This window comes from Paenibacillus sp. S25, from assembly GCF_019454085.1.
In the GTDB taxonomy this organism is placed as follows: Bacteria; Bacillota; Bacilli; order Paenibacillales; family Paenibacillaceae; genus Paenibacillus; species Paenibacillus polymyxa_B.
This window is the reverse complement of the sequence record NZ_CP073683.1, coordinates 4,569,651-4,584,749: the sequence shown is the minus strand read 5'-3', so window position 1 is coordinate 4,584,749 and position 15,099 is coordinate 4,569,651. Positions and strand designations below refer to the sequence as shown.

The following is a 15,099-nucleotide window of genomic DNA, read 5'->3' as shown; positions in this document are numbered from 1 at the left end:
TATGAGTGAGAATACCTATACATTCCCCACCACGTTTATGTGGGGAACTTCGACCTCTTCTTATCAAATTGAAGGTGGCGCGGATGAGGAAGGGAGAACGCCTTCTATTTGGGATACTTTCTGTCGAGCACCCGGGAAGGTGATAGGAGGGGACTGCGGAGATGTGGCTTGTGACCATTTTCACCGCTTTAAGGAAGACGTGCAATTAATGAAGCAACTTGGCTTTTTACATTACCGTTTTTCCGTGGCCTGGCCGCGCATTATTCCCGCACCCGGTGTGGTTAACGAACAGGGGCTACTCTTCTATGAGCGTCTGCTGGATGAGATTGAGTCGGCCGGGCTAATTCCAATGCTGACGCTGTATCATTGGGATCTACCGCAGTGGATTGAGGACGAGGGCGGTTGGACGCAGCGAGAGATTATCCAACATTTTAAAACGTATGCCTCTGTAATTATGGATCGATTTGGACAGCGTATAAGCTGGTGGAATACGATAAATGAGCCCTACTGCGCCTCTATTTTGGGCTATGGCACAGGCGAGCATGCCCCCGGCCACGAGAACTGGAGGGAAGCCTTTACTGCGGCTCATCATATTCTGATGTGTCACGGGATAGCCATGAACTTACACAAGGAAAAGAGCCTGACGGGCAACATCGGTATTACGCTAAACATGGAGCATGTCGATGCAGCCTCTGAACACCCCGAAGATGTAGCCGCTGCTGTCCGGCGGGATGGTTTTATTAATCGTTGGTTTGCCGAGCCATTATTTAACGGGAAATACCCTGAGGATATGGTGGAATGGTACGGGGGGCACTTGAACGGATTGGATTTTGTACAGCCTGGTGATATGGAGCTGATTCAGCAGCCAGGGGATTTTTTGGGCATCAACTACTACGCCCGCAGTATCATTCAAGCGACTACAGACGCTTCGTTGCTTCAGGTCGAGCAGATTTCCATAGAGGAACCGGTAACGGATATGGGATGGGAGATTCACCCTGAATCCTTTTATAAGCTGCTAACGCGGATTGAGAAGGATTTTACCAAGGGATTACCTATCCTGATTACGGAAAATGGAGCAGCGATGAAGGACGAACTGGTGAATGGAAAGATTGAGGACATTGAGCGTCAGCATTACATTGAGGAACATTTAAAGGCATGCCATCGCTTTATTGGGGAGGGAGGTCAGCTTAAGGGCTATTTTGTCTGGTCGTTCCTCGATAACTTTGAATGGGCCTGGGGATACAGCAAACGTTTCGGTATTATACACATCAATTACGACACACAGGAACGGACTCCCAAACAAAGTGCGCTGTGGTTCAAACAAGTGATGGCGAATAACGGGTTTTAAATAGAAAAGGGGGATACGATGCAGCAGTATTATTTTGACGATCAAGGACGTTTTGTGATTGAGAATTATGCGCAGGTCAAGCCCTTTTCCAGTTTTCTACCCGGTATTGCTGGGGTTCAGGGGATTCCTCTGTGGGCATATTATGTTAATCGTGGACAAGGAATTGCGAGCTTTGGTGTGGAGGATAAGAATGGAGCAATCATGGAGTTTTTTCCGGCCAACCGCAGCTATAGTCTCGTGCCGATACATGGCTTTCGAACGTTTTTAAAGGTGAAGATGCAGGGGGAGTGGAGCTATGTGGAGCCATTTTCGGCTGTGCATCCTATGAAGCGTGAACAGCAAAAAATGCTGATATCCCGCCACATGCTGGAAATACATAGCTCAAATCCAGACACAGGTCTTGAGGTGCGTGTGCAATATTTCACGCTTCCTCATGAAAGTTACGCTGCTTTGGTGCGTAAGGTGGAGATTGTCAATCATTCCGCTCAAGAGCTTGAACTGGAGGTGCTGGACGGCATGCCTGCCGTGTTGCCCTTCGGTATTGATAATGGGGCATACAAGGAGCTTGGGCATACACTGAAAAGCTGGATGGATGTGTATAATCTCAACAACAGCATTCCTTACTATAAGGTACGTGGAAGTACAGCGGATACAAGTGAGATTCATCAAATTGAAGCGGGACATTTTATGTACAGCTTTGTGGAGGAGGAGGGCAAGACCAGGCTATTGAGTCCAATTGTCGATCCGTCCGTAATATTTGGTGAAAATACGGCACTGACCTTCCCGGATCGCTTTATCCATTCACGCGTCGAAGACTTGGTTTCACAGCAGCCTGTGACGACGAATAAAGTGCCTTGTGGGTTTAGCGGCTACACAGCACGACTAGCGGCAGGTACTGCCGTCAATCACTGTACGATCATCGGGCATGTGAATGATATTCACTCTATTAATGAACGGATTACGGAAATTGCAACCATGTCTTATATTGAGCGGAAGGCGGAGGAAGCCAAAGCGTTGATCGATGAGTTGACGGATGAAATGGCAACGCGTACATCCATTCCGTTATTTGACGAATACTGCCGTCAGAACTATCTGGATAACCTGTTACGCGGTGGTTATCCATTGCTGCTGGATAACGGCACCGAGCAACCATTTGTATATCATGTATTTTCGCGCAAGCATGGGGATCTGGAACGGGACTATAATTTCTTTAAGCTCCAGGCGGGATATTATTCTCAAGGAAATGGTAATTTTCGCGATGCAAACCAGAACCGGAGAAATGATGTGTGGTTTAACCCCGGCATAGGAGATTTCAATATCCGTTTGTTTATGAGCCTGATTCAGCCAGACGGCTATAATCCGCTTGTTGTAAAGGGGTGTAGCTTTCAAATACGAGAGTTGGAACCGTTGCTAGGACAGGTGGAGGTGGCAGCTCATTCGTCTTTGTGTGCTTTTTTCCAATCGTCGTTCACCCCAGGTGAGCTGATTCAACATATCATTCATGACAACATCACGCTAAAGCAAACGGTTGAGACGTTTGTAACCGAAGTTCTCAAGCATTCCGAACAATGCTATGAGGCTGATTTTGGTGAAGGGTTCTGGATCGACCATTGGACTTATAACATGGATCTAATCGAAAGTTATCTAAGTATCTATCCAGACAAACAAAAGGAGCTCTTGCTCGCGACCCGAGAGTACATGTATTACGATAGTCCGGCATGGGTACAGCCACGTCGAAACAAATACGTGCAGATGAAGGACGGACGTATCCGTCAGTACGGGGCGGTCGTAGAGAGCAAGGAGAAAGAAGCTCAGCTGCACGCCCGGGATCGCGATGTTCATTGGGTTCGAACCGAACATGGAAGCGGAGAGATTTATAAGTCCAATTTATATGAAAAGCTGCTGTCATTGGCAGCCATCAAGCTGTCCACGCTGGACCCGGAGGGCTTGGGAATTGAGATGGAGGCGGGCAAGCCGGGATGGAATGATTCCATGAACGGACTTCCGGGGCTGTTTGCTTCTGGATTCAGTGAACTGTGTGAATTACAGCGACTCGTAAGATTTTTAATAAATGCACAGGTGAAGCTTTCGGGCGATTCTGTGCTACGGTTGCCGAGAGAAGTTGCTGAGTTGATCCAACAGCTGAGGCTCACAATGGAGGAATACTACCACGCTTCTGATGAGGCTGATTACAGGAATGAAAGCAAGGATTACAGCTTCTGGTCACGAATTTCGGATGCTAGAGAAGCGTATCGAGAAACAGTTCGTTTTGGATTTGAAGGGGTAGAAACACCACTAGCGTTTGATGATGTGCTGGTGTTTTTGCGCCAGGCTGAACGTAAGCTCCAACAGGGGATGGATAAGGCTCTGCTTATCGGTGAGGGGATATACCCAACCTTCTTTTATTATGAAGCCAGAGAATTCGGGGTACAGGAGGATGACTGCGAAGGCAAGCTCGTAAACATACATTCCTTCGAACGTAAGGATACACCATATTTTCTGGAGGGACCGACCCGGGCTATGAAAGTGGTTGGTGACATTGTAAATGGGCAGAAGCTGTATCGGCAAATCAGACAGAGCGGGCTTTACGACAGGAAGCTGGGCATGTTTAAGGTGAATGAAAGTCTGGCGGGGCAGCCATTCGAACTCGGTCGTTCCAGAGCTTTTACGCCGGGGTGGCTGGAAAATGAATCTATATTTATGCATATGGAATATAAATATTTACTTGAATGCTTAAGGGCGGGTCTATACACTGAATTTTTTTCAGACATTAAAAAAGCGTTACCGCCTTTTATGGACCCAGAGGTCTACGGAAGAAGCACGCTGGAGAACAGCTCCTTTATTGCTAGTATGGCTAATCCTGATGCAAGTTTGCATGGAACGGGATATATTGCGAGGCTGAGCGGATCTACGGCAGAATTTATTCATATGTGGATATGGATGATGACCGGCGGGCAGCCGTTTGGCTATGATCATAGGGGCCTATCCTTGAGACTGGAGCCCAAGCTGCCAGGCTGGCTGTTTACAGCTACAGGTGAGTTATCTTTCTGTTTTCTCGGAAGCTGCCAGGTGACTTATTTTAATACGGGCCGCAAGGATACTTATGCACCGGAATGCATAGTGACCCAGTATGTACTGCATTACGCCAGTGGCGAAAAGAAGACGATAAGCCAGGTTGCATTAGATCAAAAAGAGGCACAAGATGTGAGAGATCGCTTGATTTCCCGTATCGAGGTATATTTGGGGACATAGCTCCATGAATTAAAGCCGTCATGCTGCAATAACAGAGCATGACGGCTTTTTAAGACTTCATAAATTATTGTTTCAGGCAGGGGGACTATGCTGAAATATCTTGCAAATCCAATATCACAGGGCAGTGGTCACTGCCTGTAATATGACAATCAATGCTCGCATCCATCAATAGCGGACGAAGTCTCTCCGAGACGAGGAAGTAATCAATCCGCCAGCCGATATTCCTTTCTCTCACCTTTGGCATGTAGGACCACCAGGAATAAACATCCGTCCGGTCAGGATAAAAGTATCTGAAGGTATCTATAAATCCGGCGTCTAGCAGCTGTGACATGCGTTCTCGTTCCTCAGGCGTAAATCCGGCATTTCCGTAGTTAGCTTTGGCATTTTTGAGATCGATCTCCTGATGAGCTACGTTCAAGTCTCCACAAACGATGACAGGCTTCAAAGCATCCAGTTGTTGCAGGTAGCTGCGAAAACGGTCTTCCCATTCCAGTCTGTAGGGCAGTCGGGATAAGTCCCGTTTGGTATTCGGTGTGTACACATTGACGAGATAAAATTTTTCGAATTCCAGAGTAATGGTTCGGCCCTCCGGTTCTTCATTTTCTTCAAGTCCATAATGCACAGAGAGCGGCTTGATTTTGGTGAAAATAGCCGTGCCGGAATATCCTTTTTTCTCAGCATAATTCCAGTATTGTGTGTATTCCTCCATGTTCTCCATATGGATTTGACCTGCTTGAAGCTTCGTTTCCTGTACGCAAAAAATATCGGCATTTGTTTCTTTTAGATAAGTATAAAACCCTTTGGTCACACAGGCTCTTAAGCCATTTACATTCCAAGATATTAATTTCATTTGATTAATCTCCTTGCTAATTCACGCGGTCAAGCGATGTGATTTGTATATCCTTTGTTGACATAAGTTTATAAATGTCTTCTATCTGGACTTCATAGGTCTTTTCATCAAAATGGTCCTGACCAAACATATAATCGTTTATTTCTATTGCCTTAAGGTTTCGTTTGGTATTCATAGTCGAAGGGAAGTATTCGATATCTAATGAGGCTTTATTTCCGGCCAACACTGTCTTGAGAACTTTCACGGTTTGTAATACCCGTTCTTTTTCCAATGGCAATCCTGAGTCAGTTAGATCCTCGAATACAATTATACGAATATACTGATCGCCGACCGCTTCGGGATTCAGTTTAAAATCGTCGTATTCTTTGATCATTTTATCCGTATTCCCTTCTTGCACCCCAGAATGAACAGCGGCTGAATCATCGTAAAGCTTCTGTATAACGGGTTTGAGTTTCATGTCCAGTTGGCTCTCACAAAGGGCGTTAAGATAATTTTCTCTAAATGGGACATCCTCATAAGGACGCTTGGTCATATTAAAAAGGACAGAAGGATGACGATTAGAGATCGCCTCCATGGTATATTCAGTGAAGGGAATACTATGATAGCTAATATTTTGAATTTGAAAGTCCTCTCCGTATTTCTGCTCCAGATATTGCTCTGATTCTGCGGCTACGTTGCGTTTATTTTCACCTGTTTGTGTAAAAGGCTCGATAATATCTACGTATTTCATTGTGACTGCAAGAAGTAGAAGTGTAGCTCCCAAAGCGAGACTGAGCAAAGTGCGCCATTTGGAAGGCAAGTATGCAACCGTCGGTGCTCTCTCCGCATGGTGTGGAATTTGAAAAGACCGTACTGTAAAAACAATGCCTAAAATGTGAAAAAAAATGGCCAACGGTCCAGAGATAATAAGCAGGTATCCGAGAGAAAACATTGTAAAATAGATCAGAATTCCCTGTGTGATGATAAGAGCCGCTCCTCCAATCATATAGGAAGGAATGGCGAGATAAAACATACCCAATCCAGTACCTAATATGGAAAGCAAAGTGGCAACAAACCGATGAATTTCCCGCGATTTTGGGAGTTTATTCGTAGTCAAGGGAGTCAGTTTACCTCCTTTACTTAAAAATGGTGCAACATGATAGATGATAGCAATTTCTGCGTTTTTTTGAAAGAGTAGAGACTGAAACTAGTGCCTAAAGTAGCGTTGGGCAGACTACTCTTTCTACATTTTTATATTGAAAAAAAGCTTCCTTGCGGAAGCTTTTTTTGGTGTAATATATCCGGAGAGAACTCTCCTATGGTCGACTGCGAAGTATAGGCTAAATGATGCCGATGGCCCGACGTTCCCCCGTGGTTTATCTCATGAGAACAAAAAAAGCCTCCATTATGGAAGCTTCTTGTTATGACGTCCCAGGAGGGATTCGAACCCCCGACCGACGGCTTAGAAGGCCGTTGCTCTATCCAGCTGAGCTACTGGGACATAAAATTCAAGCGAATATTAATATATCATATGGATAAAAGAAATTCAAGCCTTATTTTGCATATATCGCTTATTTAAGCTTTATACAGCATAAATTCTGAGTAGAAGTAGTTTTTTTTGCCTTATAAAAGGGTATGTTAGAATACAGGTGAATATGTGTAAGACGAGTGGTTGGACTTCAGCTACTGTTTCTCATATAATCTACAAATACTTGAGCTTGCGAAGGAGAGGGGGTGCCTTGAATAAAGGACTCCAAGGTGACGACAAAAGAAAATAATATTGTATTGTTTCCGAAGACACTGGACTATTATCAAATTCAACTTACTGTGATGCTTGAAAACGAACGTTACGGAGAGGCGATGGCGATGCTGCGTTTTTTAATGCAGTGTCAAGGACAGGAGCAGAAGCAATACGATGAATGGAACGCTCTATTACAATGGCTGGAAGCTGCATTTCCACAGTACGCTGACAGCGGGGCGGTAACGGACGCTGTGGAAGAAGAAGTCAGTGAAGTAGAGTTAGCTCGCCGTCATGCACGCTTTAAGCAGGAGCAGGATGCAGGCTACGGCAACAAGCTGTTGCGGATGGCTATGGATGAACCCTTATCCGAACAGACGATTTTAGCGTTGGAGCAGTTGTCCTATCTGGAACTCCCAGAAATCGACGATGCCTTGCTTCGCTGGATTACGGAACGGGAAATCCATCCTTTACTTCAATTCCGTGTTCTACAGACAATGCGACGACGCGGAACGGAAGGGACGATAGAAATCAGACGGGGTGATGAACAAGCGGAAATCGACATTGAAACGGTTCCGTTACAGCCAGGTGATTTTCCAGAGTCGATTATGCGTATTTTGGAACGGGTGGCTGATCAGACTGAGGTGCACGAGCCTACACTATTCTATTTTGCACAGGAGCTGTGGTCACAGTTTGTGATGGCAGTATACGGTACGAAAGATTATAGATCAATGTTGGTGGAAGAGGACGGAATGCCGGATATTTGGGCTGCAGCACTCCACCAGACAGTTTCGGAAAGTTTGAACGGAAATAATAATGAGGAAGAAACCCGTGCTATATATGGCATTACAGATGCGTTGCGTTTCCGTTTTGAGCAGGCGTATCGGTCGATGCGACTATTCGTAGCGGCGGGAATGAACACTCCTTAATGACCGGAAACGTTTTCCTGTGAAGCATTCAAAGGGCTGCTCTTGAAAAAGACAGTAATGTTAGATATACTATAGTGGTTATTTTGTGTGCGTTGATTGTAATGAAAACTAAGTGAAGATTTTGTTGGAGGGGAAAGCATAAAATGAAAGCAACTTGGGAGAAAATAGAGAAGAACCTTGGGGTTCTTGAAGTTGAGGTTGACGCGGATCGTGTAGCCGCTGCACTCGACAAAGCTTTTAATAAAGTGGCAAAACAAGTAAGTGTACCAGGATTCCGTAAAGGTAAAGTACCACGTCCTATCTTTGAAAAACGCTATGGTATTGAAAGTTTGTACCAGGATGCAATTGACATCCTGTTACCAGAAGCTTACAGCCAAGCTGTAGAGCAAACGGACATCTTCCCGGTTGACAGCCCTGACGTTGAAATTGATCAATTTGCTAAAGGCGAATCTTTCAAGTTCAAAGCGAAGGTTACTGTTAAACCTGAAGTGACTTTGGGCGATTACAAAGGCGTAGAAGTGCCTGTAAGCAAACTCGAAGTAAGCGACGAAGAACTGGCTCAAGAACTGGAGCGCCTGCAACAACGTCATGCTGAATTGGTTGTCGTTGATGAAGATGCTGCTCAATCCGGTGATACAGCTATTATTGACTTCGACGGTTCCGTGGACGGTGTACCATTCGAAGGCGGACAAGCTGAGAAGTATTCTTTGGAACTGGGATCTAACACATTCATCCCTGGTTTTGAAGAGCAAGTGGTTGGTTTGCACACTGGCGATTCCAAGGACGTTGAAGTAACGTTCCCTGAGAACTACCATTCTGCTGACCTCGCTGGCAAACAAGCGGTATTCAAAGTGAAAGTTCACGAACTGAAACGCAAAGTTCTTCCTGAACTGGACGATGAATTTGCTAAAGATGTAAGCGAATTTGACACACTGGCTGAATTCAAGGAAGACTTGAAAAAGCAATTGTTGGATCGTAAGGAAAACGAAGCTAAAGCAGCCCGCGAGGGTGCTGTAGTGGAGAAAGTTGCTGAAAATGCAACAATCGACATTCCTGAAGCAATGGTGAAGAGCGAAGTGCAAAACATGGTTCGCGATTTTGACAACCGTTTGCGTAGCCAAGGTATGAACCTTGAAATGTTCCTCGGATTCTCTGGTCAAAGCAAGGAAGACCTGGAAGAGCAAATGAAAGCTGATGCTGAGAAGCGCGTACGTAACAACCTCGTGCTGGAGCAAGTGGCTAAAGCGGAAAACATCGAAGTTTCCGAAGCGGAAATTGATGAAGAACTGAACAACATGGCTGAAGCTTACAAACGTTCAGTTGAGGAAATCCGCAGCATTCTGGAAGGTAACGGCTCGTTCGCTAACCTGAAAGAAGAAATTTCACTGCGCAAAACAATTGCTTTGTTGGTAGAAAACAGTAAAGAAGTTGAAGCGCCAGTTGAAGCTGCTGAATAATTCAGACGATAAAATATACGGAGTATGCTGTAACAAGCTGCAACGTAGCAATTAGATAGGGATAAGGCACGTAGTGAAAGTTACGTGCCTTATTTTTACCTTTGGTAACCCAAATTTTAGTCGTTTATGGAAAGTGCTGTGAGTCGTGTTTTTTGTTTTACATAAGTCACTACCGTATATTTGCACATACATACGAAACATGGTTAAATATGAGAAGGTCTCGGCAGAGTGTACTGTAAACAGCCCGCACTGCATATATGAGCGCATGCAAATATGACACGAGACTCTGAACATGTTAAAATATTTTGTAAGGTGTTCACGTTTCATGATTGCTGCTTCCGTTTTAATGGGACATAAGGAAGCGGATGAATACAGGTGTTCATTTTAATAAAGAAAAGAGGTTGGTCGTGATGAGTCTCGTCCCTATGGTTGTGGAACAAACGAATCGAGGAGAACGATCTTACGATATTTACTCGCGGTTGCTTAAGGATCGTATTATTTTCCTAAGTGGCCCGATTGATGACGATGTCGCCAATCTCGTCATTGCACAGCTATTGTTCCTTTCTGCGGAAGATCCAGAGAAGGATATTAATTTGTACATTAACTCGCCAGGCGGTTCTGTAACTGCGGGCATGGGTATATATGATACAATGCAATTCATTAAGCCGGACGTATCGACGATCTGTGTAGGCATGGCTGCAAGTATGGGTTCGTTGCTGCTCACAGCGGGTGCACCAGGCAAGAGATACGCGCTTACCAACAGTGAAGTCATGATCCATCAGCCGCTCGGTGGCATTCAGGGGCAAGCCTCCGATATGCTGATTCATGCGGACTGGATTATCAAAACACGTGCTAAGCTGAATCAAATCTATGTAGAGCGTACGGGTCAGCCCCTCGAAAAAATCGAACGTGATACTGACCGGGATTTCTTCATGGAAGCGGAAGAGGCAAAAGCATACGGTATCATTGACCAGGTGCTGTCTAAACCGATTAATCTGTAAAGGGGTGGCTCTATGTTTAAATTTAATGATGAAAAAGGACAATTGAAATGTTCTTTCTGTGGTAAATCTCAGGATCAGGTTCGCAAGCTTGTTGCTGGACCGGGCGTATATATATGTGACGAATGCATTGAGTTGTGCACGGAGATTGTAGAAGAGGAATTGGGTCATGAAGAAGAAGTAGATCTGAAAGACATTCCGAAACCAATGCAAATCCGTGACATTCTGGACCAATATGTCATTGGTCAGGATCAAGCGAAAAAATCGTTGTCTGTAGCGGTATATAATCACTACAAACGTATTAATACTCAAAACAAAATTGATGATGTGGAACTGCAAAAAAGTAACATTTTGATGCTTGGACCTACAGGTTCGGGTAAAACGTTGCTTGCGCAAACCATGGCTAAAATTCTGAACGTTCCTTTTGCTATCGCAGATGCCACTTCCCTTACGGAAGCAGGTTATGTGGGTGAAGACGTTGAAAATATTTTGCTGAAACTGATTCAAGCTGCCGATTATGATGTGGAAAAAGCCGAACGCGGCATTATCTACATTGACGAAATTGATAAAGTAGCCCGCAAATCCGAAAACCCGTCCATTACGCGTGACGTATCGGGTGAAGGTGTACAGCAGGCGTTGCTTAAAATTTTGGAAGGCACGGTTGCTTCTGTACCTCCGCAAGGCGGTCGCAAGCATCCACATCAAGAGTTCATTCAAATTGACACCACGAATATCCTGTTCATTTGCGGTGGTGCCTTTGATGGTCTGGAGCAAATGATCAAACGCCGTATCGGCAAAAAGGTCATCGGCTTTAACGCTACTAGCGAACAAAAAGATCTGAAACCAGGCGAATATACTTCAATGGTATTGCCTGAGGATCTTTTGAAATTCGGTCTGATTCCGGAATTTGTAGGACGCTTGCCGGTAATTTCTACGCTGGAGCCGCTTGATGAGAACACATTGGTTCGTATTCTGTCCGAACCAAAAAATGCGTTAACGAAGCAATACCAGAAGCTGCTTGAGCTGGATAATGTACAACTGGAGTTTAAGCAAGATGCTCTGGAGGCCATTGCTCGCGAAGCGATCAAGCGTAACACGGGTGCCCGTGGCCTTCGCGCGATCATCGAAGGTATTATGCTGGACGTAATGTATGAAGTTCCTTCCCGTGAGGATGTGACTACTTGCGTCATCAATGAGCAGGTTGTAAAAGACAAAATCGCACCGGAACTCGGTGGTACAGATAAGGATAAAAAACAAGAAGAGAGCGCCTAAGGATTGATACTTCGCGATCTCTAAAACATGAGAAGCCGGATCTCCACTTCACTAAACCTGTATGAGGTTTTAAGGGGTGGAGGTTTGGCGTTAATGGGAGAGAAAAGTACATGTTCTTAAGACAAGACACACGTCCCGTTAAAGTCGGGAATCTGACGATTGGCGGCAGCAATGAAGTCATCATCCAAAGCATGTGTACAACCAAAACAGCAGATGTGGAAGCAACTGTAGCCGAGATTCTTCGCTTGGAAGAAGCCGGATGTCAACTGGTACGGGTTACCGTCAACAATGAGGAAGCTGCCGCAGCCATTAAGGAAATAAAAAAACGGATTCATATTCCGTTGGTTGCAGATATTCACTTTAATCACAAGCTGGCTCTACTGGCAATTGAAAATGGAATTGATAAGGTTCGCATTAATCCAGGTAACATTGGACGACGTGAAAAAGTGGAAGCTGTCGTTAAGGCGTGTAAGGAAAAAGGGATTCCAATTCGGATTGGTGTGAACGCCGGGTCGTTGGAACAACATTTACTTGATAAGTATGGCTACCCTACGCCAGAAGCGATGGTAGAAAGCGCACTGTATCATATCGGGATACTGGAAGAGCTTGATTTCCATGACATTATTGTGTCACTGAAGGCGTCTGATGTTCCTATGGCGATTGCCGCTTATACGAAGGCCGCTGAAATTATTAAGTATCCGCTCCATCTGGGTATTACCGAAGCTGGTACGCTCTTTACGGGTACGGTTAAAAGCGCAGCAGGTATGGGCGCTTTGCTGGCATCAGGCATCGGCTCCACAATGCGTATTTCGCTCAGTGCTGATCCGGTGGAAGAAGTGAAGGTAGCACGTGAGTTGCTCAAGACGTTTGGATTGATCACAAACGCAGCTACACTGATTTCTTGTCCGACTTGCGGACGTCTGGATATTGATCTGTTCTCTATTGCCAACGAGGTAGAAGATTACATTGCAAAACTCAAGGTACCGATTAAAGTGTCGGTACTGGGTTGTGCAGTAAATGGCCCGGGTGAAGCGAAGGAAGCTGATATCGGAATTGCCGGAGCGCGTGGTGAAGGCCTTTTGTTCCGTTATGGAAAAATGATTCGCAAAGTACCTGAGGCTGATATGGTCGAGGAATTGAAAAAAGAAATTGATATCATCGTCAAGGCATATGAGGAAACAGGGAAAATCCCTGGACGTGAAGAACGTCATACCGCCGAGAAGGTGTAGGCAAAAGCAGTTATTATAAAGAGGCATAGTCATAATCTATTGTCATCATTTATACGCCGTGGAGAGCAGCTCTGCTACAGAACTGTTCTTCGCGGTGTTTTTGTATTTCTCTCTGATCTTTTGAAAGACCGCCGTTTAGCTATCGCGGAAAAGGAAATACTGTTTTTCATAGAGCGGCATTTTTCAAATTGCTGAGATGAGAAACGGAGGAAATACGATGGACTTGACTATGATTTTGTTATTGGTGCAAATGTTTTTCGGGATTGTTATTGGTCTGTATTTCTGGAACCTCCTGCGGAGCCAGAAAACGAACCGTAGTGCGGTGGATCGAGAATCCCGGAAGGAATTAGATAAGCTACGCAAATTGCGTTCAATTTCACTTACCAAACCATTGGCTGAACGCACACGTCCTGCCACATTACAGGATATCGTGGGTCAGAAGGACGGATTGCGCGCGCTCAAGGCGGCGTTATGTAGTGCGAATCCGCAGCATGTCATTATTTATGGCCCGCCGGGTGTAGGGAAAACGGCTGCTGCACGCGTGGTGTTGGAAGAGGCTAAGAAGAATCTGTCATCCCCGTTCAAGGGAGATGCCAAATTCACGGAGATTGATGCCACGACGGCCCGCTTTGACGAGCGCGGTATTGCGGACCCGCTGATAGGTTCAGTACATGATCCAATCTATCAAGGGGCAGGAGCGATGGGAGTGGCGGGTATACCGCAGCCTAAGCCTGGAGCTGTAACGAAGGCCCATGGGGGTATGCTGTTCATCGATGAGATTGGTGAGCTGCATCCAACGCAGATGAATAAACTGTTGAAAGTGCTGGAGGATCGCAAGGTGTTTTTGGAAAGTGCGTATTACAACTCGGAAGATTCACATACTCCTGCTTATATCCACGATATTTTCCAAAACGGTTTGCCAGCGGATTTTCGTTTGGTAGGTGCGACGACCCGTTCGCCACATGAACTGCCACCTGCGATTCGCTCCCGGTGCATGGAAATTTATTTCCGTGCCTTGCAGCCACAGGAGATTGCCCGTATTGCTGAGGATGCTGTCCACAAGCTAGGCTTTGGTCCTTGTCCTGAGGCGGTAGAAGTTGTACAGCGTTACGCCACGAACGGCCGGGAGGCGGTCAATATGATCCAGCTTGCTGCTGGTTTGGCACTTACCGAGAAAAGGGAACGTCTCAATGCTTCCGACGTGGAATGGGTAGCGGGCAGCAGTCAAATTCAGCCGCGTCCTGACCGAAAAATACCGGGCTTGCCGCAAATCGGATTTGTTAACGGATTAGCTGTATATGGCCCAAACATGGGAATGCTGCTGGAAATTGAAGTTACCGCGGTTCCGGTTCCTGAGGGGAAGGGGAGCTATAATATTACGGGGGTCGTGGACGAGGAAGAAATCGGAGGTGGATCCCGCACACTGCGCCGTAAGAGCATGGCTAAAGGTTCTGTGGAAAATGTTCTGACCGTTTTGCGTACGCTCGGATTGGCTCCGTCGAATTACGATCTGCATATCAATTTCCCCGGGGGTACGCCGGTAGATGGCCCGTCCGCAGGAATTGCGATGGCAACAGCTATTGCTTCCGCGATGCGGGGAATTCCGGTGGATCATGAAATTGCTATGACTGGCGAAGTTAGCATCCATGGTCGTGTCAAACCGATTGGTGGTGTGTTAGCCAAGGTTGAAGCCGCTTTTCAGGCGGGAGCCAAAAAAGTGATCATTCCGCAGGATAACTGGCAAGCTCTTTTTGACAGCATTGAGGGTTTAAAAGTCATCCCCGTACAGTCGGTTACCGAAGTGTTCCGACATGTGTTTGGGGAAGAGATGACATCGGATTTGCCTGTGCATGCGCCAATTGAGACTTTTCGCCCATCCCAATCTTCCTTGTTACAGGCTGATGGAACGCATAACGGGACGATATCAGATACAGGATCTTGCTGATAAACTACCCTTTCATTGGTTTTTTCATAAAACATTTGATAAAATATGAAAGATAGCAACGTGAGGATTGTAAAATCCGGAACCTGAGAATCACTGGAGGTG

General features: G+C 45.7%; 10 protein-coding genes and 1 tRNA gene. 8 read left to right on the top strand and 3 right to left on the bottom strand.

The window, feature by feature from the left end:
* Window position 1: 1 nt before the first annotated feature.
* Window positions 2-1,348 carry a GH1 family beta-glucosidase gene (locus KAI37_RS20015; RefSeq protein ID WP_220030079.1) on the top strand — a complete coding sequence of 449 codons (1,347 nt, stop codon included), beginning with the start codon at window positions 2-4 and terminating at the stop codon, window positions 1,346-1,348.
* 18 nt (window positions 1,349-1,366) lie between these two features.
* Window positions 1,367-4,600 carry a cellobiose phosphorylase gene (locus tag KAI37_RS20010; RefSeq protein WP_220030078.1) on the top strand — a complete coding sequence of 1,078 codons (3,234 nt, stop codon included), beginning with the start codon at window positions 1,367-1,369 and terminating at the stop codon, window positions 4,598-4,600.
* A gap of 85 nt (window positions 4,601-4,685) precedes the next feature.
* Here KAI37_RS20010 and KAI37_RS20005 read toward each other — a convergent pair whose 3' ends face one another.
* The 3 genes from KAI37_RS20005 to KAI37_RS19995 form a co-directional block, all read right to left on the bottom strand.
* Window positions 4,686-5,450: an exodeoxyribonuclease III gene (locus KAI37_RS20005; RefSeq protein ID WP_071642594.1), complete on the bottom strand. Its 765-nt coding sequence runs from the start codon at window positions 5,448-5,450 to the stop codon at window positions 4,686-4,688.
* Between the two features lie 16 nt (window positions 5,451-5,466).
* Entirely contained in the window at window positions 5,467-6,546 is a 1,080-nt protein-coding gene (locus tag KAI37_RS20000; RefSeq protein WP_220030077.1) for a hypothetical protein, read from the bottom strand.
* A gap of 310 nt (window positions 6,547-6,856) precedes the next feature.
* Window positions 6,857-6,930 (bottom strand) — tRNA-Arg (locus KAI37_RS19995).
* 257 nt (window positions 6,931-7,187) lie between these two features.
* Between KAI37_RS19995 and KAI37_RS19990 the strand changes: the two genes are divergently transcribed.
* The 6 genes from KAI37_RS19990 to lonB all read left to right on the top strand — a co-directional run bounded on the left by KAI37_RS19990 (window position 7,188) and on the right by lonB (window position 14,997).
* Window positions 7,188-8,096, top strand: coding sequence for a hypothetical protein (locus KAI37_RS19990; RefSeq protein ID WP_023989974.1), 909 nt, complete (start codon window positions 7,188-7,190; stop codon window positions 8,094-8,096).
* Window positions 8,097-8,239: 143 nt separating this feature from the next.
* On the top strand, window positions 8,240-9,553 hold the full coding sequence (gene tig, locus KAI37_RS19985) for a trigger factor (protein ID WP_220030076.1): 1,314 nt from the start codon (window positions 8,240-8,242) through the stop codon (window positions 9,551-9,553).
* A 410-nt stretch (window positions 9,554-9,963) separates the two neighbouring features.
* Window positions 9,964-10,554, top strand: a complete 591-nt coding sequence (clpP, locus tag KAI37_RS19980) for an ATP-dependent Clp endopeptidase proteolytic subunit ClpP (protein WP_016324659.1) — start codon at window positions 9,964-9,966, stop codon at window positions 10,552-10,554.
* Window positions 10,555-10,566: 12 nt separating this feature from the next.
* Window positions 10,567-11,823 carry an ATP-dependent protease ATP-binding subunit ClpX gene (gene clpX, locus KAI37_RS19975; protein WP_013311623.1) on the top strand — a complete coding sequence of 419 codons (1,257 nt, stop codon included), beginning with the start codon at window positions 10,567-10,569 and terminating at the stop codon, window positions 11,821-11,823.
* Between the two features lie 110 nt (window positions 11,824-11,933).
* Entirely contained in the window at window positions 11,934-13,052 is a 1,119-nt protein-coding gene (gene ispG / locus KAI37_RS19970; RefSeq protein ID WP_023989971.1) for a flavodoxin-dependent (E)-4-hydroxy-3-methylbut-2-enyl-diphosphate synthase, read from the top strand.
* 217 nt (window positions 13,053-13,269) lie between these two features.
* Window positions 13,270-14,997 carry an ATP-dependent protease LonB gene (gene lonB, locus KAI37_RS19965; RefSeq protein WP_023989970.1) on the top strand — a complete coding sequence of 576 codons (1,728 nt, stop codon included), beginning with the start codon at window positions 13,270-13,272 and terminating at the stop codon, window positions 14,995-14,997.
* Window positions 14,998-15,099: the final 102 nt, after the last annotated feature.